The following is a 19,375-nucleotide window of genomic DNA, read 5'->3' on the forward strand; positions in this document are numbered from 1 at the left end:
TAGCAATATCTGCGAATTCTATCCTCTATCAGTATTAACTATCTTTGTTGGAATCACAGCTATTATTATGAATGCTTCTAGAGTTAGCAATACTGATGGTTCAAATCTCGCGCCGAAGACTACTCCAGAAGGCAGGCGCAACCGCGATTGCTGCGACAGGAATCGCCGGCTGTCTCGGTCAGGGAGGTGCATCACTCGATTCCGTCACGGTCGCGTACGTCCCGATTTACCCGAACATGCAACACTTCGTGATGCAGGAGGAGGGCTACTACGACGAGCTATCTGTCGATGTCACCGTTGAACGGTTCAGCAACGGTCCGAGCTTGGTGAAGGCGTTCGCCAGCGGCGATATCGATGTCGCTATTGGAGGAGTCACTCCTGCGATGGTTCTCGTCGATAGAGGAGCTAATGCAACCGTTCTCACGGCAAACGGGCGAAACGCGTTCAAAGTGATGGCGACTACCGATATCGCAGATCTATACGGGCAAGTGGGTTCGGATACATTCGAGCAATTCGAGGCAGAATCCGGGCGTAAGATGCGATTTGGGGCCCCCCCGGACGGGAGCGTCCCCGATGTGGTTCTTCGGTACTGGATCGAACGGGATCTCGGTGTGGGGGACTTCGACACAGTTGTAACGAAGTCGAAAATCAATCCGGCTCGCTCGGTACAGACTATCCAAGCAGGCGATATCGACGCGACGATGATTATGGAACCGTTTGCGACAATAATCGGACGCGACGAGAGATTCACCGAACTCGAATGGTCTGGAAGCATATTTCCGGGGCATCCGATGACCGGGTTGTTCGTGAACCAACGGGTACTCGAGGCGACAGAGGTTGCTCAATCGCTCGTTGACGCGCACATTCGAGCGACTCAGTTTGTGAACGCTAAGCCGAACACGGCTGCCGCTCACGCAGCGTCGGTCATCGGGTCGGGGGTGAGCGTCGAACTCGCTGAGGCCGCGATGCAGTCTCGCGCGGCAGATTTCATTTCTGACCCGCGACAGATCGTTGACCAGACCGAGACGATGTCGGAATACGTCGCGGAGGTGGGTAACATCGACGAAGCAGTTGAATCAGACGAATTGTTCGCATTCGAGCCATACGAGTCCGTTCGAGAATGACGGCACGCACGACTACCAGCATCGGCGACGTTGAGCGTACACGACTTGGGATCGATACGCGAAGGTATGCTCGCGGCGTCGGCGGTCTCTGTATATTCCTCACGGTGTGGTGGATCGGTGCAGCGACCACACAACCGTCGTATCTGTTACCGGGGCCGGTCGAGTCGGCACGAGCATTTCTCGACCTGTTTACTACGTCGACAGCGCTCCTCGTTCCGCTATTCGGTGCCGAAATAACACTTCCGACCGGGATTGCACACCTCACACAGACGCTGTTACATTACGTTCCCGGCCTCCTGTTCGGTGCCGTCAGTGGAGCTGGATCCGGCCTTGCGATGGGCTGGAACGGTGCGCTCGACGACTGGCTGCGACCACTCGTCCGGGTACTGCGACCGATCCCACCGCTGGCGTGGATCGTCTTCGCCATCGTCTGGTTCGGCATCCACCACACTGGCGCGGCGTTCATCGTCTTCGTCGGCGCGTTCTGGATCAACTTCTACGGCGCCTACGGCGGCGTGGAGGGCGTTTCGACCGAACTGACCGATGCGGCGTCGACGCTCGGCGTGGAGCGCGACCTCTCGATGCTGAAACTCGTTGCACTCCCAAGTGCCGCTCCCCAGGTGTTGACCGGATTTCGGACGAGCATTGGTCGCTGCTGGATGATCGTCGTCGGCGCCGAACTGTTCGGCGCACCAGGCGTCGGCTACGAGATCATCAACGCCTCGAACAACCTCGCGATGGCAACCAGCGTCGCCTACATGTTCCTGATCAGTCTGGCGTTCCTCTGTATGGACGTCGGGTTCCGACTACTCGAACGGAGGGTCCTCGCATGGCGCTGAGTTCGGACTCGTCTACCGGTCGAGACGCACGTGAGAAGATCACTATCCAGAAAGTCAGCCGGTCATACGAGTCGACGCAGGCGCTCGCAGACGTCTCGTTTTCGGTTGCGGAGGGGGAGTTCTGCTGTGTCGTCGGTCCCTCGGGGTGTGGGAAGACGACGCTGTTGCGAGCGATCGCCGGGCTCGACGATCCCGATGGTGGGTCGATACTGGTCGGTGGAGACCCGGTTACCGGTCCTGGGCTGGACAGGGGAATGGTCTTTCAGGAGTACGCGCTGTTCCCGTGGCGAACCGTCCGCGGGAATATCCGGTTTGGCCTCGACCGGCCCGCCTGTGACTGTCCCGACTGCGAGGGACGAGTCCGGGAGTTGATCGACTTGGTAGGGCTCGACGGCTTCGAGGACGCGTACCCGAAAGAGCTGTCCGGCGGCATGAAACAGCGCGTCGGTATCGCTCGCGCGCTCGCCCCCGATCCAGAGATCCTCTTAATGGACGAACCGTTCGGTAGTGTCGACGCTCGGACGCGCGACCGCTTGCACGCCGAATTGCTCGATATCTGGACGCAAACCGGACAGACCGTCGTGTTCGTCACCCACGACATCGACGAGGCAGTGACCCTCGCTGATCGCGTGGTCGTCATGGATGCCGACCCTGGAACCGTGCAGTCGACGTTCTCTATCGACCTAGAACGCCCACGTGAACGGACCTCTCGTGACTTCGTGAACCACGTCGCGCGAATTAGGAATGCGCTCGGAAGTCCTGTCGACACTAGCCAGTGATACGCTCTTACAGCAGAGTTGTTAATAGCAGTTTACTAGACCGCTATTACTATTATCTTTGAGACGATTTTTAATATATGCCCATCGTGAGCTCCTCGATGACGGAGCGACTCCGAGACGATCTCGATACGTTTGCGGAAGAACACGGTTACACCGGACGAAGTGAGGTCATCCGCGAAGCGTGCCAGTCACTACTCAAAGAGTACCAAGAGACAGACTACGAGGGTCGGCGGGTATTGGCGACAGTTACTGCTGTCTTCGGCTACGACGAACCGGAAATCGAACGCCGGATGATGGATATCCGCCACGAATTCGAAGCGTCGATCCGGTCGAACTCCCACAACTGCCTCGAAGGGAACGCCGGTTGTGTCGAGACGTTCGTCATCGAAGCCGCGCACGACGATGTCCTGCGTTTCATCGGAACCGTTAGAGGAGCAGACGAGTCAGTTTCAGTCGAATACACGGTCCTACCCGTCGATGCCATGAACGCACAGATCAGCGAGCAGTAGGTTCGAAATCATTCGCGCCGACAAAAGTCGACTCCGTTCTCTATCAATATACTGTCTCATTCTACGCTATGATTGTTAGCTTGCTTAATCCAGTACAGCAAGATTATTATAATCGAAACAAGAATTGGCAAACCGGAGATGGCACACATTCACCTCGGAGAAGGCTCGTTCCCGCTATGGGCACTGGTACTCTGGACGCTGCTTGGCGTCGGACTGATCAGTGCTGTCGTCTACCGGGTCCGGAAAGGTGGCATCAAAACGCACCAGATCGCACTCGCCGGGATCGGCGCGGCCGCGAGCTTCGCGGTCTTCCAGTTGAACATCCCCGTCTGGGGTGGCATCCACATGAACCTCACCGGCCTCGTTGGGATTCTCGCCGGGCCGCTGCTTGGTGCATTGATCGCGTTGGTCGTCAACATCTTCTCGGCGGCGCTCGGGCACGGTGCGGTCGGTCTGATCGGCGCGAATACGCTCGTCAACGCGAGCGAAGCTATCGTCGCCTACTACGCGTTCAAGACCCTGATGGGAATGGACTGGGACGTCTTCCCCGCCAGCGCCAGTGCCGCGACGCTCGGGCTCTCCGCAGGCGCGTTCCTGATGGGGGCGATCATCGTCATCAGCGGCGTGAACGGGAGCGCGCTGCCGCGCGGTGATCTGACGATTGCCGTCGCCGGTCTCGTTGGCCTCAACCTCGGCGTCGCCGTCATCGAGGGTATCCTGACGGGCTTCATCGTTCAGTTCCTCGCGTCCGTCCGCCCCGACCTCGTCGGCCTCGCCGACCGTGACACCCAGGAGGAGCCGACCGGGGTGACCTCCTGATGCAGCGCTGGAAGCAGTACGGTGGCCTTGCCGGCCTCTTCGCTGCCTTTCTCGCCGCTGGGTACTGGGGATTCACCGCAACCGGGGGCGCACTGCCGTGGGCCAAACGCTCCGCACAGGCACTTCAGCGTGGTGTCCAGGAGAGTGGCGGCGCGCTCGTCGACTTCGGCCGCGGCATCGTCGTCGCCGGCCCGATCCGAAAGGGCGGAATGATGCTCGAATTCGGTGGGCTCGTCCTTCTGCTGGTCGTCCTCGGTGTCGGCATGTACGTCTACGTCGACCGCTACGGTGGCTTCGAGGACGGAGATCGTCAGGCTCGGTAACCGTGACGACACTCTCGAACCACGTTCCCGACCCGCGACTCATCACTGCGTTCGCCGAACGGAGAGACGGACCGTTGCACCGCGTCAATCCCTGGACGAAGGTCGGCGTCGTCGGTGCACTCGTCCTCGCCGTCACGGTGTTCGACCGTCTCGCGCTCCTGGCCGGACTCTACGGTGCCGTACTGGTGGTCTACGGACTCGCAGGACTGCCATACCGACGGTTGGCCGGCTGGTACACGCTCCCGATGCTGTTCATCGTCTCAGTCGCCGGGCCGCTGGCGTTCCTCGAACCGGGAACGCCGATCGGTGGCGCGCTCTCGACACCGCTCGGTGAACTTTCTGTCACGTGGGCAGGGCTCGTGCTCTTCGGGGAGCTCAGCTGTCGGTCACTTACGGTCGTCACGTTTGCGCTGACGGCGTCGATGACGACGAAATACACGGACGTCGCGTACATGCTCGGACGACTACTCCCGCGGCCAATCGACCAGATCGCGTTGCTCACCTACCGGTTCACGTTCGTCATGATCGAGACGCTCGAGGACCTCGTGAAAGCCGCACTCTCCCGTGGAGCGAACTTCTCGGAGTTCTGGTCGAACAAACGGCTGTACGCGAGAATCCTCGGCATGACGATGTTGTCGGCGATCGAACAGTCAGAACGACTCGTCAAGTCGATGGAAGCCCGTGGCTACAACGGCGACATCACGCTGTACGGCGACGTCTCGCGGCCACCGATCCACGAACTGGCCGTCGTCGCCGGCTCGTACGTCGCCGTCGTCGGCTACGCAGCGGTCGTGGTCTACGGGGTGAGACTGTGAGCCAAGACGAGACTCCACTCGTCGACCTCCGGTGTGAGGCCCACACCTACCCCGACGGGACGGTCGGGATGCACGACGTCGACTTCTCGGTGTACCCCGACGAAGTCGTCGCACTCGTCGGCGGCAACGGTGCCGGGAAGTCGACGCTACTCGAACACCTGAACGCGACGCTCGTTCCCGACGACGGCGAACTCGTCGTCGACGGCACGTCGATCACCGAAGACAACAAGGCACGCGCACGGAGGGAAGTCGGCTTCGTCTTCCAGGACGCCGATACGCAACTCGTCGCACCCACGGTCCTCGATGACGTGATGTTCGGCCTCCAGAACTACGGCGTCCCCGGTGACGAAGCGAGAGAGCGCGCTCGTGAGGCGCTCGCGACTGTCGACGCGGGCCACCTCGAAGACCGGATTCCTCACTATCTAAGCGGCGGCGAGAAACGCCTCGTCGGCCTCGCCGGCGTGCTCGTCCTCGAACCGAGCGTGGTCGTGCTGGACGAACCGCTCGCAGGGCTCGACCCCGAGCGGTCCCAACTGGTCGCCGAGCGAATCGAACAGATTCACGAGGACGGTATCAGCGTCGTCTTGTCGACGCACGACCTCGAATTTGCCGCTGAAGTCGCAGACCGAGTCTGTGTGATGGCCGATGGTAACGTCGTTGGTAGCGGAACGCCCCGAGCGGTGTTCTACGACGACGCGCTGTTGGCGGAAGCGAACCTTCTCCCGCCGAGTACGGTTCGTGTGGCTCGCGATGCGGGGCTGGGGGCGACCGAACAGCCGGTGACTGACGCGGACCTGGTGGCGCTCCTCACAGAAGCCGACACCCTGGGACCCACACAGACACCCTCTCCAGATGGGCGCGGACACGACTGAGCGCCTCCCTCGGTATCTCGCGCCACTTCCTCGGCGGATCGAGACCGTTGCCCTGCAGTACGCGTGGGTGATCGTCGCGATCAACCTCGCGGGAACGGCATTCGGCTTCTGGTACTACATCCCCCAGTTCCAACTCGAGCCGGTCGCCGCGTGGCCGGTCGTCCCGGACAGTCCGACGGCTACGCTGTTCATCGCCTGCTCGCTGGCGCTGTACAAACTCGACCGGTCGAACGAGTACCTGAACGTGTTGGCGTTTTTCGGTTGTATCAAGCTCGGCCTCTGGACGCCGTACGTCCTGACGGTGTTCGCAGACGCATTTCTCGCGACGGTGACGCCACCACCGGAGGTCGTTCCACTGTTCGGACGAGAGCTCGCCTCGAACGTGATGTACGCCTTCCTGTTCGTCTCACACTTGGGGATGGTCGTCCAAGCGTTCCTCATCCATCGCTACAGTGACTTTCCGGGTCGAGCGATTCTCGTTGCCGTGATCTGGTACGGTTTCAACGATCTTGTCGACTACTTCGTCCCGATTGTCGGGACACCGCATCACACCCTGTTGCCGGTCGAACCGATTGTGAACGGCACCGTCCAGCACGTCTCCCCGGCACACGAGATTGCAGCTGCGGGCGCTGTTGCGCTGACGATACTGGCGACAGTGGTTGCAGTTCTGACTCGCAGAGAGAAACAGGGTATCCGGGTGGGAACCGATTCAGCGCCCGGCAGCCAGTAACCGTCCAAGCCCCAGCGCGAGGGTGAGTGTGAGCAGAGTGCCGAGGAATGCGCCACCCAGTGTTCCGGCGTGTGGTCCAAGTCCTGGTAGTGCGTATCCCGCAAAGAGACTTACACTGGTCGGCACAGCCTCAGAGGCTGCACCGGCGAGTACAGCGGCGTTCTCCATCGGCTCTGCGTACCCGGTTCGCGCAGATGCCCATGCGAATGCTGGTGTGAGTACCACGAGTCCGAGGAGCCCGGCAAGCGAGCGTCGTTGCCATGGTGTCCGGACAAACGATCGGGCGCTCATGCGCGGATACCCTCCGGCTGGAGCTGTTCGGATTCGACGCCGGCGCGGTCGAGAAGCCGCACTCCTGCGAGGGTGAGTACACCTTCACCGATACCGAGGATGAAGTGCCCACCGGTCATGATGGCGACGACCGCGATGAACTCACCGGTGAACCCAGGTGAGACGCCGAGTTGAAGCCCGGCAGATGCAGCAGCAGCGGTGATTCCGATCCACCCGCTGGCCACGATTGCCAGCAGTTCGTTGCGGTTCGCGAGTGTTGCGTAGACTGCGTACCCGACGTACGCCTGAACGATCGCCATGTTCCAGATGTTGGCTCCGAGTGCGAGCGCGCCGCCGTCACCGAAGACGAGCGCCTGAACGGCAACAACGAGAGCGACGGCGAGTGCCCCCAGGTGAGGGCCGAGTACGATCGCGGCGAACGCACCGCCGACGAAGTGCGCACTCGTCCCGCCAGGGATCGGCCAGTTGAGCATCTGTGCGGCGAACACGGCTGCAGCGACGACGGCGAACAGCTGAATCCGATACTCGGTTAGCGAGTCACGTGCTCGCATTGCGGCGACGGCCAATACCGCGCCGGCGATCAGGAGGAACGCGCCTGCCATCCACGGGTGTAAGAATCCATCTGGTGTGTGCATCGATTCCGAGTTCCGTAGATCGGGATATATGACTTCCGAAAATAATCATAACTTAGCCACCATAATTACTAGGGACTCATATGAATTGAGTTCTGATTAATACCCGATGCGCACGAGCTTCAACATCCCCGACGACCTCCTCTCCGAGTTCGATGAGACGTGGCAGGCGGAGGGGTTAGACTCACGTTCGCGTGGCGTCCGCGAAGCGATGCAGGCGTACATCGAGGGACACACCAGACTGGAGGATATCGAAGGCGACGTCGTCGGTATCATCGCTTTGGATTACGAACACGAAGCGATTATCGAAGAGATTCACGACGTACAACATCAGTTTCAGGACGTCATCACGACCACGAATCATATCCATGAAGGAGAGTGGTGTCTCGAGACGCTCTTCTGCAGCGGACCGGCACCGCGTGTCCGGGACCTCACGTATCGCTTGCGCGATTTCGATGCGGTGAGTCGGGTCAAACTGATGCTCCTCGCTGAGCACTGAACTGTGCTCACGGCTGACCCTGTTGAGATCCTGGATTGAGGACATTTTACAACGAGGGTGCTGAGTGCATAGCGCGTATCGGTCACGTAGGCCGGCGGTGGTTACGCACCCGAACGGATCTTGCGAGTATGACACACAACCGAGGTATTATTAATATACAGTAGCGCGACTGCACAGTATGGATATCAATGTCGGAGCCACTGATAAATCAGTGCGGACAACAGTCGGTGCAGTCGCCGGAGTGCTTTCCCTGGCGGTCCTCGCCGGGCAGCTCGCCGCGCCAGCTCTTGCCTCACCGGTGCTCGGTGTCGTCGCGCTCATCATGCTTGGAACGGCCGCGACTCGCTCCTGTCCAGTCTACTCCGTCCTGGGCATGAGTACGTGCCCGCGAAACGCTGGGCCGTAGGGCGTCGAATCGAGAACGCTGTTGTCCTTCCGACCACGTAGCGAGGGAAACGACGAACCCGACTGGCCTAAGCAGAGATAGCGTCAACGGGACGTGCTGCATACATACTCCGTATTCAGCAGACGGGTTCTTTCAATTTCTGAGAATTTCAACACCGAATCACGACTCGATGCGCTGTTCAATGGAATCTTCGCCGAGTGAGGTGAGCGAGTAATCTACTGCCCGGACATCCGGCACTGCCCGGACGGTGTTGACGAAGTCGGATAGGGCCTCCGTGGTCCCCTCCAGGACGTACAACTCCATACAGTACTGGTCCTGGACGTGTGCATGAGTAGTCGCGGAGACGATAGCATCGTACTCGTGGCGTACTCCCGTGAGACGCTGCTGGACGGCAGGTTGACAGTACTCGAAGACCACTGATACTGTACACATATGCTTCTGTCCGTCGATAGTTCGCCCCTGAAACTCTTCGAGTAGCGTCCGTGTGCCTTCGCGGACGACCTCGCTTCGGCCACTGTACCCGTGTTCGTCGGCGAACTCGTCGATGCGTTCCAGTAACGCCTCGGGCATCGAAATGCTAACGACGCTCATATACTAAATTTCTATTCTAAGATATTAGTATATATTATTACTGTCGGTACTATATCGTAATAATTAGTATTTTAGTATAGTAGATTCATAATTCGCGTATGCCGTTCAACAACGACCCGATCCCGGTGACAATTCTCAGCGGAAGCCTCGGTGCCGGCAAGACGACGACGCTCAACCACATTCTCAGTAGCGAGCAGGAACTGAACGCTGCCATCTTAGTCAACGATATGGGCGAAGTGAACGTCGACGCCGACCTCGTCGAACGCGAGTCGGATCTCACCCAGAACGACGACGAGATCATCGAGATGTCGAACGGGTGTATCTGCTGTCGGCTCCGTGGCGACATGCTCAACGAAGTGGGACGATTGGCCGAAAAGCGAGACTTCGAATACCTCCTCGTGGAATCGTCTGGAATCAGCGAACCGATTCCCGTCGCCCAGACGTTCGCCCGCGGATTCGAGGACGCGGAGTTCGACCCTACGGGCGTCTACGAACTCGACACGATGGTCAGTGTCGTCGACGCACACAGCTTCTGGCAGGGTTTCGACTCCGGGCAGGTACTCACTGACGATGAAATGGAGCCGCAGGGCAATCGTGTCCCCGAGGAAGCCCTCATGGACCAGATCGAGTTCTGTGACGTCCTCCTGTTGAACAAGTGTGACCTCGTCCCGAACGACGAACTCGAGGAGATGGAGGCCGTCCTGAAGACGCTCCAGCCGCGAGCGAAGATCATCCGGACCGAACACGGCGCCGTCGATCCCGAGGAGATCCTGAACACGGGTCGATTCGACTTCGAGGCGGCAAGCCAGTCCGCCGGGTGGAAGCATGAATTGCAGGAAGGACACCACCACGAGTCAGCCGCCGATGAACACGGCGTCACCTCGTTCGTCTTCGACGCCGACCGACCGTTCCATCCCGAGCGGATCGCTCGTCTCTTTGCCGATCTTCCCGACGGTATCGTTCGCGCGAAGGGCTTTTTCTGGTCCGCCGGTCGCGAAGACATCGCGATGGGGCTCGACAAAGCAGGCCAGTCGGTCCGGGCCGGTCCGAAAGGGACGTGGATCGCCACGCTCCCAAAGGCCCAACAGGAGCGCTACTTCGCCGCCCGCCCCGGCATCAAAGAGGACTGGGACGACCAGTGGGGCGACCGCGGATCAGAACTCGTGTTCATCGGCCGCGAATTCGATCAGGAGACACTACTCGAGCGACTGGAAGACTGTGTCCTCTCAGACGCAGAAATGGAGGAGGACTGGAACGAGTATCCGGATCCGTTCACCGCCGACGAACAGCGCGAACTCGCACTGGCTGACGACTGATGGCCGTCGACGAGCAACCCCCGGTCACGATCCTCAGTGGCGGACTCGGCGCCGGAAAGACGACCCTGCTCAATCACCTCCTCACGGTTGGCGGCGAGGAGTACGATATCGCCGTTCTCGTCAACGACGTCGGCGAGGTGAACGTCGACGCCGACCTCATCGAGAATGGCTCCGAACTCTCGATCGAAGACGGCGGTGTCACGGAGCTGTCGAACGGCTGTATCTGCTGTGGGCTGCAGAACGAACTCGATCAGGAACTGAGACGTCTCGCGTTCGACGAGGAGTTCGACTATCTGGTCATCGAAGCCTCGGGTATCAGCGATCCAGTCCCCATCGCCCAGCGGTTCGTCTCGCCCGCACGTGCGTCGGCACTGTACGATCTCGATACGACCGTCACGGTGGTCGACGCCGCACAGTTCCATCAGGCGTTCGTCGATGGCCGCCCACTCAAGTCGACAGACGACGCCCGACCGCTGTCGGACCTCCTCGCCGAGCAAGTCGAGTTCTGCGACGTACTCATCCTCAACAAGTGCGATCTCGTTTCCGAGACAGAGCACGAAGCGGTCGAACGCGTCGTCCGAACACTCCATCCCGGAGTAGAGGTCGTCCGAACGACCGAAAGCACCGTCGACCCGGAACGAGTTCTCGGAACGGGTCGATTCGATCGAGACGAGGCAAGTAACTCCGCCCGGTGGAAACAGGCACTCTCGCCCGATCACGGCGACAGCACAGACGTCGATTCGGACGAGCACCACGAGAGCCAGACGGAGGCGGACGACCACAGTCACGAACATGGCGACGACCACGACCACAGCCACGACGAAGCGCACGACCATCGTCACCCACCAGAGGAGTTCGGTGTCGACTCGTTCGTCTACGAGCGCCACCGACCGTTCCATCCCGAACGCTTCAGCGAGTGGCTCCGTTCGTTCCCCGAGTCCGTCGTCAGAGCCAAGGGCCACCTGTGGGTCGCTGGCCGCGAGCGCTACGCCCTCGACCTGAGCCAAGCGGGAACACAGACCCACGTCGAGGTCAACGGGCGGTGGGCGGTCACACTCCCCGAGTTCCGGTGTGAGTCCTATCGCGAATCGCGGTCGGACCTCTACTGGGACGATCAGTGGGGTGACCGCGAAGTGAAACTCGTCTTCATCGGGGCAGGGATGGACGAATCCAACATCGTGGATACGCTCGACGACTGCCTCGTTTCGGAGACAGGGATGGACGAGAACTGGGAAGCGTTCGAGAATCCGTTCCCGGGGACGATGGAGTGGTCGCAGTCCCCGATGGAACAACGCCTCGTGGTAGGTGACCGATCGTGATCCAGAATGACCGCGAACTTCCTCCAGTAGCGGACCGACGGACGACGGATGCCGACGGCCACGACTGTATCGACCCGCTGGGCGTGGCCATCGTAACCGTGTCCTCGTCCCGCGGAGACGGCGTCGAAACGACGCCACCCGATCCCAGTGGTGACGCCATTGCGAGTATCCTCGTCGAAGCGGGTCACGTCATCACGTCACGCCGGATGGTTCCGGACGACTACGTCGGAATCAAGACCACAGTGAGCGAGTGCCTGGATCGGCCGGACGTCGACCTCGTCGTCACGACGGGCGGAACGGGCGTCACCGTCGACGACGTCACTCCGGACGCGGTGAGCGAGCTCTTCGACCGCGAACTGCCGGGCTTCGGCGAGGCGTTCAGATGGCTCTCGTGGGAGGAGGTACGGACGCGTATCGTCTCCACCCGTGCGACAGCGGGCATCGCCCGCGACGTTCCGGTGTTCGTGCTACCGGGAAGTGAGAACGCCGTCGAGCTCGCCACGGCGGAAATTATCGCCGAGGAAGGTCCGCATCTCGCTGGACTCGCAACCAGGCACGAGGTGGAGTAGATGCAGGGTTCCGAAGTGTATCAGGAGGTAATCCTGGATCACTACCGCAATCCTCGAAGGTGGGGCCGCCTCTCGCCGGTTACCTTCTCGCACACTGGCGAGAACACTTCGTGTGGCGACGAACTCACGTTCGACCTCAGACTCGCCGAGGACGGTGAAACGATCGAAGAGGTCGCGTTTACTGGAGAGGGCTGTGCGATCAGCATTGCCAGCGCGAGCCTGCTTGCGGAGGAACTCCCGGGAATGACGCTCTCGAAAGTTCGTGACCTCGACCGTGATGATGCCCTCGACCTTCTGGGAATCGAGCTGACGCCGATGCGCGTCCCGTGTGCTGTGCTCGCGGAGAAAGTGGTTCAGGACGGCGTTGAAAGCTATGAGGATGGCTAATCAACCCGTGCAACAGCGGGTATCGCCCGCGACGTACCAGTGTTCGTGCTACCGGGAAGTGTGGACACAGTCGATTTCGCCACGGTGGAAATCATCGCCGAGGAAGGTCCGCATCTCGCTGGACTCGCAACTCGACACGCGAACGAGAACGACGACAGTGAACAGCACTGATGACCACCGAACGACAAGAAGTCAGCATCCGATGAAACTGGAGAGACGAACCCGATGACCTTGATCGAAGCGAACGAACTGCTTCCGGCTGCACGGATTCGACGAGCGGCCGTCGCCGGAGACGTTACCCAACTGCATCGTGGCGACAAACACGCCTCCGAAGGTGACCGCTTCGAGATCGATGATGTCGTCTTCGAAGTGACCACCGTACGAGAGGAGCGACTGGGTGACCTGACAGACGAGGACGCCCGAGCCGAAGGGTCACCGGATCTCGACGCATACAAAAAGCGGATCGAGCGGACCCACGACGTGACGTGGGACGACGACGATACTGCCGTGCTCCACCGATTCGAGAGAGTGGATCAAGACAGGTGATCAGGATTATCTGCCGGCTGACGAGCTCCGCCCCCGCGCTGACGACGTAAATCGGGTTACTCAGGCGGTAACGCCGAGGGTTTCTAGTTCTTCGGTGGTGTATTCCGCGCGGAGTTCTTCCGTCGAGTGGTCTTCGAGAACCTCCGCTCGCTCTTCGTCACTCATGTCGGTCAACTCGCTGAAGCAGTGGCACATTGCAACCGTATCTGGGTGCCACAGCTACTAAATGCCTGTTAGCACGCTTCTCGGGCTTATGTAATACGGAATCTGAGGTAGCAAGGATTAGCAATTCCGGGGACCACGTTAGTTATTTTCAGGGTGTCATAGAACGGTTGGCACACCCATCTTCTGACCTCCCGAATCGCTCAATGCAGAGGATGGAGCCAGCGCGCTCAGGTCGGTTCCTCATCTGCCAGTCGTCAATAGACCGGCGCACCACATCTGGATGGGTAGTGTGCCGATTATCTTGGCTTTATACTGAATCTGCCGGACTGTAACTCACCGGCCGCCGAACTCAGTCTTCCAGTCCGAGATCTGCGAACGAGTGTGTGTGGTGCCAGAAGGCCACCACTTCATCGACATCGAACGTGAGGACACCATCGGTCAATTCGATCGTGATGACACCATCTTCAATCTCCGTATCATGGAGATGCATCTCCAGTGGTTCGTCGAATTCTGAGACTGCGAGCATCAGTTCTCCCTTTGCTTCGAGTTCCGATTGTAGCTCTGCTGTTTCTACTACCATTACATCCACAAATATGAGTTGTGAGAAAATAAAGATATATTATCGTTTTCAAAAGTCTATTTTCGCCGCAACGTTTTATTATCTGGAGTTTCGAGAGTATTCGCCCACTAGTATCTATTGTCTCGGCCGGATCAGGCGATCTTGGCTTTGATGTGCGACGTACTGCATTCGCAGGCCCACTGAGCAGTCTATTCAACTAGTTCTACAGTGAAAAACAAGCCCTTGTGAATAGTTCTATGACACCCTCTATCCCGACAAAAGTTAGTAAGGTCCCATCTCACTTAGGGAGATATTATTAACTCTATCGTATAATATCATAGCTTTTATTACTTAGTCTACTAGTGTTAACAACAGATGCCTCAATACACCCGACGACGACTCGTCGCAACTGGAATCGGATTCACCACCATCGGCTCCCTCGCTGGCTGTCTCTCGAACGACGCCAGCTCCAATGATTCAGGTGGAGCCGGGCCGGAAGCCCAGTCTTCGTTCTTCGTATTCGGGGACTTGGCCAGCCAGGTTGCAGGCGACACTGCGACCGCAGAGACGCTCGTCCCGATCGGTCAACACGGCCACGGGTGGGAACCAGGCTCCAAAATACAGGGAACGATCCTCGAATCGGATCTCTTCCTCTACGGGATGGAGGGGTTCCAGCCGTGGGCTGACGACCTCGTGACGAGTCTCCGTGACGACGACGCCGACGTCGACATCGTCGCTGCCGGTGCTGGTATCGACCTCATCGAAGGCGGACACGACCACGGTCACGAAGAGGACCACGAGGGGGAACACGAGGAAGGCCACGACGGCGAAGGAGAACACGGCCACGACGAACACGAAGAGGGAGACCACGAGGAGCACCACGGCGAATCGGCCCCGTGGGAGTGGGCTGGTCTCTACCACCTCGAAGCTGGCACCGACACGTACACGTTCCACGAGGGCCCCGATCCGAAGATGCAGCTCGCCGTTATCGCAACCGAAGAGGGCGGCGACCACGGCATTCACCACGTCGAGGAGACCGCAACCACCCTCTACGACGACCACGACACGCACACGCCAGTAGAAGACGGCGGGACACTCACGCCGTCCAGCGAGGCGCTCTATCACCTCCAGTTCGCGGACTCCGGCGAGACGACGTTCACCCTCGACACCGAAACGGAGGGTCACTACGTCCTCTTCGCCCAGCACGCTCCCGCGGAGTTCGACGCGACGCTCACCGACGGCAGTGGGTCGGCCATCGACCCCGAAGTGACCGAGACTGCCGGCGGACACGGACACGATGGCGAAGGCGAGCACGAAGGTGAACACGACCACGAGAGTGGGGAGGAACACGAAGACGAACACGAGGAAGAAAGCGATCACGAAGGCGAGGAGGGACACAACCACGACCACGCCGGCGGAACGGACCCGCACTTCTGGCTAGACCCGGAGCGAGCGAAGCAGGCGGTCGACAACATCCGGAGCGGGTTCGTCGATGTCGACAGCGACAATGCCAGTGCCTACGCCGAGAACGCCGAGTCGTACCGTAATCGTCTGGACGAACTTGACGAGTCGTTCCAGTCCGCGCTTGAGGGCGCCTCGAAAGACGTCGTGTTCGTCGCTGGTCACAACGCCTTCCAGTATCTCGGCCAGCGCTACGGCTTCGAAGTACAGACACTGACGGGACTGTCACCGGACGACCAGCCGACGCCGAAGGACATCGAGCGGGCCCAGGAGATCATTGCCGAGCACGACCTCCAGTACGTCTGTGCGGATCCGCTCGAATCCCAGACCGCGGCGAACCAGCTCGTCGAAGAAACCGACGCCACCGAAGTCCTGCCGCTGACGCCGATTCCCGGACAGACCCAGGAGTGGGCCGACGAGGACTGGGGCTACGTCGAGATCATGGAAAACATCAATCTCGAGACGCTGAAGCAGGCCCTCGACGCAGCATGAGCGACACCGCGTCTGGCGACACGGAACCGGCGTGGGACGGGAACGCCGAGCCCGGTCCGTCCGATACACCTCGCTCGGGATTGATGGCACTGGTCGTCGGTCCGGCCGAACGACCAGCGTGTACGATCTATCCGCCGGACGTGGCCGTTCCGTATCGGACGACGACCTGGATTACGGCGTACGGGAACTCGTTCGTCGACCTCGACGACTGCCGATGACGACAGCAACGACGGAGAGGGAACGGTCGGGGGACCCTCTCATCAGCGTCGACGACGTCACGTTCGGCTACGGAGAGGTCCCGGTTCTCGAGTCGGTATCGATCGACGTCGAACCTGGATCCTTCCTCGGACTGGTCGGGCCGAACGGCAGCGGCAAGAGCACGCTGCTCGACCTGATGCTCGGACTTCGTCGGCCCGACAGTGGAACGGTTTCGCTGTTCGGCGAACCCGCCCACGAGTTCGACGCCGGGGAGCGAATCGGATACGTCGCACAGGACGCGACGAAGGCAGCGCGCGATATGCCGATCACGGTTCGAGAGGTTGTCGAAATGGGGCGGTACCCGCGGCGGCTCGTCGGCCGATTCTCGACAGCGGACCGGCGAGCGGTCGAGGAGGCACTGGAACAGGTCGGAATCACAGATCTCGCGTCTCGGCGGGTCGGCCGACTGTCCGGTGGCCAACGCCAACGGGTCTTCATCGCCCGTGCGCTCGCCTCGGAGGCCGACCTGCTCGCACTCGACGAACCGACGGTCGGCGTCGATGCCGAATCCAGAGAGGAGTTCTACAGCCTTATCCACGAATTGAACGCGACTGGACTGACCGTCATCCTGATCGAACATGACATCGGCGTCGTCACCACGCACGCGACGGACATCGCCTGTCTCAACCGCCAGTTGTACTTCGACGGTAACCCGGAGGAGTTCGTCGAGACTGATGCACTCTCGCAGGCATACGGAAAGGACCAGCACGTCCTCCAGCACGACCACAGATGATGCACACACTACACCGCCTCGGAGAGAGTATCCCATTCGAGGATGCGATCGCATCCCTCCGCACAGTCAACATCTTCGCCCCCATCGAGTGGTTCCTCGACCACATCTTCGGTGCCGGAATGGACGTGTTGGCCGACCTGCTCGGCACGCCGATGCTCGGGTATCCCTACATGCAGCGGGCCTACCTCGCTGCGGTGTGCATCGCCCTCATCGGCCCGGTCGTCGGAACGTTTCTCGTCCATCGAGAGATGGCGATGATCAGCGACACCCTCGCACACACTGCCTTCGCCGGCGTCGCCGTCGGATTGTTCCTCAATTCGGCCCTCTCGCTCACGCTGTCCCCGCTGTTCACCGCGTTCGTGGTCGCAGTCGTCACGGCGCTACTCGTGGAGTTACTCGTCGAACACGCCGGGGCGTACAGCGACACCTCGCTGGCGATCGTCCTGACGGGCGGGTTCGCCGTCGGCAGTATTCTCATCACTGCAACCGACGGTGGCATTGCGGTCGGCATCGACGCCTACCTCTTCGGCAGTCTGGCGACCGTCTCGACGGAGAACGTCGGGATCCTCGTGTTGATGAGCGTCCTCGTCGGCAGCCTCGTCACGCTGACGTATCGGCCACTCCTGTACGTCACGTTCGACGCGACGGCCGCCCGCGCGGCGCGACTGAACGTCCGCCTGTACAAACGCCTCATGGTCGTGCTCACGGCGCTGGTCGTCGTCAGCGCGATGCAGATCATGGGCGTCATTCTGGTCGCTGCGATGCTTGTCGTTCCGGTCGCTGCCGCGGCGCAGGTCGCCGGGAGTTTCAAGCAGTCCATCTTGTTGGCGGTCCTCGCTGCTGAGTTCGCGGCGATAGCCGGTGTAACACTATCGTACGTCTATGGAATTGCGGCCGGTGGCTCGATTGTCGTCGCGGCGATTGCTGTGTACGCCGTCGCCCTCGGCTTCCAGGGGTTGGCGCATCGTCTCCCAACCGTTCGACGGCACCGAAGCCAACGGCCCGGACAGACCCGAGACGGACTCGAAGCCGACGGAGGCGAGCGAGAGTGACCGTCGACGGACTGGACACCGATACCACGTTGAGCGGGCCACAGTCCTACGAGTACGTGATCATCGGTGGCGGTATTCACGGAACCTGCCTGGCGAACTATCTCCTCGCCGAGGGAGCGTACAGACACCAGGACCTCCGTCTCGTCGACCCTCGCGACCAGTTACTCGCGTCGTTCGAGACGAAGGCTCGTCAGTGCGGGATGCGAACGCTCCGGTCGACGTTCGTCCACCACATCGGCACGGAGCCGTTCTCGCTTGAATCGTTCGCGGAGGGGGCAGGTCGGGAGGCCGAACTCGTCTCGACGGAGAACTATCCGAATCGACCGACGCTGGAACTCTTTCTCGACCACGCTCGAGACGTCATTGACCGGCGTGGTATCGACGAGTGTCACCTGCAGTCGAGGGTGACGGGAGTTACCAGGACTGGGGCAGGTGACCGACTCGAGGTACAGACGGATGCTGGGTCACTCGAAGCTCGCCACGTCGTGTTAGCCATCGGACTCGGTGGCTCGCGAACGCTCCCCACGTGGGGGACGTCACTCCCCGATGACGCCCCGCTCGTTCACGTCTGGGACGACGAGTTCGACCCGACGACAGCAGCGGAATTTTCGGGTCCGACGTACGTCGTTGGGGGCGGTATCACCGCTGGGCAACTTGCCTGCTGCCTCTCGGAACACACGGACGTGACACTCTGTTCGCGTCACGACCTCGATATCGAACTGACCGAAGCCGACCCGTACTGGATCAACTGGCGACACATCGAACAGGAGATCCACACACTCCCGTCGGGGTCGAAGGCCCGCCTTGACCGGATTCGGGCCGCCCGCAACGACGCGACGATCCCACCGTACGTCGAGCGTCGACTGGACGAGGCGCGTGACTGTGACGACCTCGAAATCCGACGCGGCGAGATCGCGTCCGCAGACGCGACAGACGAGGGATTACTGGTGCGGTTCGACGACGGTACGACCGCAACGAATGCGCAGGTCGTCCTCGCGACCGGACTCGATCCGGTCCCAGAGCACCCACTAGTCGGATCCGTCGCCGAGTCGTTGTCACTCGAACGCGGGGCCGGCGGCTTTCCCGTCCTCGACGACCGGACGCTCGCGTGGCGAGGGACCGATGGCAGCCGTTCTGCGGTGTACGTTTCGGGAGCGCTCGCAGAACCCAGCGTCGGTCCCTTCGCCCGGAACATCGTCGGCGCTCGTCGAGTCGCAGAACGGCTCCTCGCGTCACGACACAGGGCCGGTTCAGAAAGAGCACCGTCGGCTCCCAGAGGGAGGTCTTGA

The 19,375-nt window shown here is 60.5% G+C and carries 24 protein-coding genes; 21 read left to right on the forward strand and 3 right to left on the reverse strand.

Going from position 1 to position 19,375, the window contains the following annotated elements; all coding sequences use genetic code 11:
- The first annotated feature begins 95 nt into the window (after positions 1-95).
- The 9 genes from NBT82_RS03780 (at position 96) to NBT82_RS03820 (ending at position 6,810) form a co-directional block, all read left to right on the forward strand.
- Complete coding sequence (locus tag NBT82_RS03780; RefSeq protein WP_251330252.1) at positions 96-1,124, forward strand: ABC transporter substrate-binding protein; 1,029 nt, start codon at positions 96-98, stop codon at positions 1,122-1,124.
- Complete coding sequence (locus NBT82_RS19995) at positions 1,121-1,963, forward strand: ABC transporter permease (RefSeq protein WP_256476673.1); 843 nt, start codon at positions 1,121-1,123, stop codon at positions 1,961-1,963. Before NBT82_RS03780 ends, NBT82_RS19995 begins: the two co-directional genes overlap by 4 nt.
- A complete protein-coding gene (locus tag NBT82_RS03790; protein WP_251330254.1) occupies positions 1,954-2,742 on the forward strand; it encodes an ABC transporter ATP-binding protein in 789 nt (262 codons plus the stop codon). The genes NBT82_RS19995 and NBT82_RS03790 overlap by 10 nt, the downstream gene beginning before the upstream one ends.
- Before the next feature lie 98 nt (positions 2,743-2,840).
- Positions 2,841-3,251 carry a CopG family ribbon-helix-helix protein gene (locus NBT82_RS03795; RefSeq protein WP_251330255.1) on the forward strand — a complete coding sequence of 137 codons (411 nt, stop codon included), beginning with the start codon at positions 2,841-2,843 and terminating at the stop codon, positions 3,249-3,251.
- A gap of 138 nt (positions 3,252-3,389) precedes the next feature.
- Complete coding sequence (locus NBT82_RS03800) at positions 3,390-4,070, forward strand: energy-coupling factor ABC transporter permease (RefSeq protein ID WP_251330256.1); 681 nt, start codon at positions 3,390-3,392, stop codon at positions 4,068-4,070.
- On the forward strand, positions 4,070-4,393 hold the full coding sequence (locus NBT82_RS03805) for a cobalamin transport operon protein (RefSeq protein ID WP_251330257.1): 324 nt from the start codon (positions 4,070-4,072) through the stop codon (positions 4,391-4,393). The genes NBT82_RS03800 and NBT82_RS03805 overlap by 1 nt, the downstream gene beginning before the upstream one ends.
- A gap of 2 nt (positions 4,394-4,395) precedes the next feature.
- The gene (locus NBT82_RS03810) at positions 4,396-5,208 is read left to right on the forward strand and encodes an energy-coupling factor transporter transmembrane component T family protein (RefSeq protein WP_251330258.1); all 813 of its coding nucleotides are present in this window, start codon (positions 4,396-4,398) and stop codon (positions 5,206-5,208) included.
- Positions 5,209-5,276: 68 nt separating this feature from the next.
- On the forward strand, positions 5,277-6,080 hold the full coding sequence (locus NBT82_RS03815) for an energy-coupling factor ABC transporter ATP-binding protein (protein ID WP_345780710.1): 804 nt from the start codon (positions 5,277-5,279) through the stop codon (positions 6,078-6,080).
- Positions 6,061-6,810 (forward strand): DUF1405 domain-containing protein, encoded by a 750-nt coding sequence (locus tag NBT82_RS03820; RefSeq protein WP_251330260.1) that lies wholly within the window; start codon positions 6,061-6,063, stop codon positions 6,808-6,810. The genes NBT82_RS03815 and NBT82_RS03820 overlap by 20 nt, the downstream gene beginning before the upstream one ends.
- A gap of 287 nt (positions 6,811-7,097) precedes the next feature.
- On the opposite strand, the gene NBT82_RS03825 is transcribed toward NBT82_RS03820, so the two are convergent.
- On the reverse strand, positions 7,098-7,736 hold the full coding sequence (locus NBT82_RS03825) for an energy-coupling factor ABC transporter permease (protein ID WP_251330261.1): 639 nt from the start codon (positions 7,734-7,736) through the stop codon (positions 7,098-7,100).
- A gap of 106 nt (positions 7,737-7,842) precedes the next feature.
- On the opposite strand from NBT82_RS03825, the gene NBT82_RS03830 reads away from it, so the two are divergent.
- Entirely contained in the window at positions 7,843-8,232 is a 390-nt protein-coding gene (locus NBT82_RS03830; RefSeq protein ID WP_251330262.1) for a CopG family ribbon-helix-helix protein, read from the forward strand.
- A gap of 178 nt (positions 8,233-8,410) precedes the next feature.
- Positions 8,411-8,638: a YgaP family membrane protein gene (locus NBT82_RS03835; RefSeq protein ID WP_144263519.1), complete on the forward strand. Its 228-nt coding sequence runs from the start codon at positions 8,411-8,413 to the stop codon at positions 8,636-8,638.
- A gap of 159 nt (positions 8,639-8,797) precedes the next feature.
- On the opposite strand, the gene NBT82_RS03840 is transcribed toward NBT82_RS03835, so the two are convergent.
- On the reverse strand, positions 8,798-9,229 hold the full coding sequence (locus NBT82_RS03840) for a CopG family ribbon-helix-helix protein (RefSeq protein ID WP_257628996.1): 432 nt from the start codon (positions 9,227-9,229) through the stop codon (positions 8,798-8,800).
- Between the two features lie 98 nt (positions 9,230-9,327).
- Between NBT82_RS03840 and NBT82_RS03845 the strand changes: the two genes are divergently transcribed.
- The 5 genes from NBT82_RS03845 to NBT82_RS03870 all read left to right on the forward strand — a co-directional run bounded on the left by NBT82_RS03845 (position 9,328) and on the right by NBT82_RS03870 (position 13,366).
- Complete coding sequence (locus NBT82_RS03845; RefSeq protein WP_251330264.1) at positions 9,328-10,545, forward strand: GTP-binding protein; 1,218 nt, start codon at positions 9,328-9,330, stop codon at positions 10,543-10,545.
- Positions 10,545-11,864, forward strand: coding sequence for a GTP-binding protein (locus NBT82_RS03850; RefSeq protein WP_251330265.1), 1,320 nt, complete (start codon positions 10,545-10,547; stop codon positions 11,862-11,864). Before NBT82_RS03845 ends, NBT82_RS03850 begins: the two co-directional genes overlap by 1 nt.
- The gene (locus NBT82_RS03855) at positions 11,861-12,433 is read left to right on the forward strand and encodes a MogA/MoaB family molybdenum cofactor biosynthesis protein (RefSeq protein WP_251330266.1); all 573 of its coding nucleotides are present in this window, start codon (positions 11,861-11,863) and stop codon (positions 12,431-12,433) included. Before NBT82_RS03850 ends, NBT82_RS03855 begins: the two co-directional genes overlap by 4 nt.
- Positions 12,434-12,820 carry an iron-sulfur cluster assembly scaffold protein gene (locus tag NBT82_RS03860; protein ID WP_251330267.1) on the forward strand — a complete coding sequence of 129 codons (387 nt, stop codon included), beginning with the start codon at positions 12,434-12,436 and terminating at the stop codon, positions 12,818-12,820.
- A 225-nt stretch (positions 12,821-13,045) separates the two neighbouring features.
- Complete coding sequence (locus NBT82_RS03870) at positions 13,046-13,366, forward strand: ASCH domain-containing protein (protein WP_251330268.1); 321 nt, start codon at positions 13,046-13,048, stop codon at positions 13,364-13,366.
- 514 nt (positions 13,367-13,880) lie between these two features.
- On the opposite strand, the gene NBT82_RS03875 is transcribed toward NBT82_RS03870, so the two are convergent.
- On the reverse strand, positions 13,881-14,111 hold the full coding sequence (locus tag NBT82_RS03875; protein ID WP_092695449.1) for a hypothetical protein: 231 nt from the start codon (positions 14,109-14,111) through the stop codon (positions 13,881-13,883).
- Positions 14,112-14,465: 354 nt separating this feature from the next.
- On the opposite strand from NBT82_RS03875, the gene NBT82_RS03880 reads away from it, so the two are divergent.
- Genes NBT82_RS03880 through NBT82_RS03900 form a run of 5 tightly spaced genes read left to right on the forward strand, consistent with a single transcriptional unit; the run spans position 14,466 to position 19,375 of the window.
- Complete coding sequence (locus NBT82_RS03880; RefSeq protein ID WP_251330269.1) at positions 14,466-16,043, forward strand: metal ABC transporter substrate-binding protein; 1,578 nt, start codon at positions 14,466-14,468, stop codon at positions 16,041-16,043.
- A complete protein-coding gene (locus NBT82_RS03885; protein ID WP_251330270.1) occupies positions 16,040-16,261 on the forward strand; it encodes a DUF7511 domain-containing protein in 222 nt (73 codons plus the stop codon). Before NBT82_RS03880 ends, NBT82_RS03885 begins: the two co-directional genes overlap by 4 nt.
- On the forward strand, positions 16,258-17,034 hold the full coding sequence (locus NBT82_RS03890; protein ID WP_251330271.1) for a metal ABC transporter ATP-binding protein: 777 nt from the start codon (positions 16,258-16,260) through the stop codon (positions 17,032-17,034). Before NBT82_RS03885 ends, NBT82_RS03890 begins: the two co-directional genes overlap by 4 nt.
- A complete protein-coding gene (locus tag NBT82_RS03895) occupies positions 17,031-18,086 on the forward strand; it encodes a metal ABC transporter permease (protein WP_251330272.1) in 1,056 nt (351 codons plus the stop codon). Before NBT82_RS03890 ends, NBT82_RS03895 begins: the two co-directional genes overlap by 4 nt.
- The gene (locus NBT82_RS03900) at positions 18,083-19,375 is read left to right on the forward strand and encodes an FAD/NAD(P)-binding protein (protein WP_251330273.1); all 1,293 of its coding nucleotides are present in this window, start codon (positions 18,083-18,085) and stop codon (positions 19,373-19,375) included. The genes NBT82_RS03895 and NBT82_RS03900 overlap by 4 nt, the downstream gene beginning before the upstream one ends.

It is taken from the genome of Haloplanus sp. HW8-1 (genome assembly GCF_023703795.1).
Classification (GTDB): domain Archaea; phylum Halobacteriota; class Halobacteria; order Halobacteriales; family Haloferacaceae; genus Haloplanus; species Haloplanus pelagicus.

What these genes read in the sequence shown, in the direction of transcription:
- NBT82_RS03835 (WP_144263519.1), top strand. Translation starts at nt 8,411, where the DNA reads ATGGATATCAATGTCGGAGCCACTGATAAATCAGTGCGGACAACAGTC.
- NBT82_RS03815 (WP_345780710.1), top strand. Translation starts at nt 5,277, where the DNA reads ATGCACGACGTCGACTTCTCGGTGTACCCCGACGAAGTCGTCGCACTC.
- NBT82_RS03840 (WP_257628996.1), bottom strand. Translation starts at nt 9,229, where the DNA reads ATGAGCGTCGTTAGCATTTCGATGCCCGAGGCGTTACTGGAACGCATC.
- NBT82_RS03860 (WP_251330267.1), top strand. Translation starts at nt 12,434, where the DNA reads ATGCAGGGTTCCGAAGTGTATCAGGAGGTAATCCTGGATCACTACCGC.
- NBT82_RS03795 (WP_251330255.1), top strand. Translation starts at nt 2,841, where the DNA reads ATGACGGAGCGACTCCGAGACGATCTCGATACGTTTGCGGAAGAACAC.
- NBT82_RS03800 (WP_251330256.1), top strand. Translation starts at nt 3,390, where the DNA reads ATGGCACACATTCACCTCGGAGAAGGCTCGTTCCCGCTATGGGCACTG.
- NBT82_RS03850 (WP_251330265.1), top strand. Translation starts at nt 10,545, where the DNA reads ATGGCCGTCGACGAGCAACCCCCGGTCACGATCCTCAGTGGCGGACTC.
- NBT82_RS03845 (WP_251330264.1), top strand. Translation starts at nt 9,328, where the DNA reads ATGCCGTTCAACAACGACCCGATCCCGGTGACAATTCTCAGCGGAAGC.
- NBT82_RS03820 (WP_251330260.1), top strand. Translation starts at nt 6,061, where the DNA reads ATGGGCGCGGACACGACTGAGCGCCTCCCTCGGTATCTCGCGCCACTT.
- NBT82_RS03780 (WP_251330252.1), top strand. Translation starts at nt 96, where the DNA reads ATGGTTCAAATCTCGCGCCGAAGACTACTCCAGAAGGCAGGCGCAACC.
- NBT82_RS03895 (WP_251330272.1), top strand. Translation starts at nt 17,031, where the DNA reads ATGATGCACACACTACACCGCCTCGGAGAGAGTATCCCATTCGAGGAT.
- NBT82_RS03870 (WP_251330268.1), top strand. Translation starts at nt 13,046, where the DNA reads ATGACCTTGATCGAAGCGAACGAACTGCTTCCGGCTGCACGGATTCGA.
- NBT82_RS03875 (WP_092695449.1), bottom strand. Translation starts at nt 14,111, where the DNA reads ATGGTAGTAGAAACAGCAGAGCTACAATCGGAACTCGAAGCAAAGGGA.
- NBT82_RS03885 (WP_251330270.1), top strand. Translation starts at nt 16,040, where the DNA reads ATGAGCGACACCGCGTCTGGCGACACGGAACCGGCGTGGGACGGGAAC.
- NBT82_RS03830 (WP_251330262.1), top strand. Translation starts at nt 7,843, where the DNA reads ATGCGCACGAGCTTCAACATCCCCGACGACCTCCTCTCCGAGTTCGAT.
- NBT82_RS03890 (WP_251330271.1), top strand. Translation starts at nt 16,258, where the DNA reads ATGACGACAGCAACGACGGAGAGGGAACGGTCGGGGGACCCTCTCATC.
- NBT82_RS03790 (WP_251330254.1), top strand. Translation starts at nt 1,954, where the DNA reads ATGGCGCTGAGTTCGGACTCGTCTACCGGTCGAGACGCACGTGAGAAG.
- NBT82_RS03805 (WP_251330257.1), top strand. Translation starts at nt 4,070, where the DNA reads ATGCAGCGCTGGAAGCAGTACGGTGGCCTTGCCGGCCTCTTCGCTGCC.
- NBT82_RS03880 (WP_251330269.1), top strand. Translation starts at nt 14,466, where the DNA reads ATGCCTCAATACACCCGACGACGACTCGTCGCAACTGGAATCGGATTC.
- NBT82_RS03825 (WP_251330261.1), bottom strand. Translation starts at nt 7,736, where the DNA reads ATGCACACACCAGATGGATTCTTACACCCGTGGATGGCAGGCGCGTTC.
- NBT82_RS19995 (WP_256476673.1), top strand. Translation starts at nt 1,121, where the DNA reads ATGACGGCACGCACGACTACCAGCATCGGCGACGTTGAGCGTACACGA.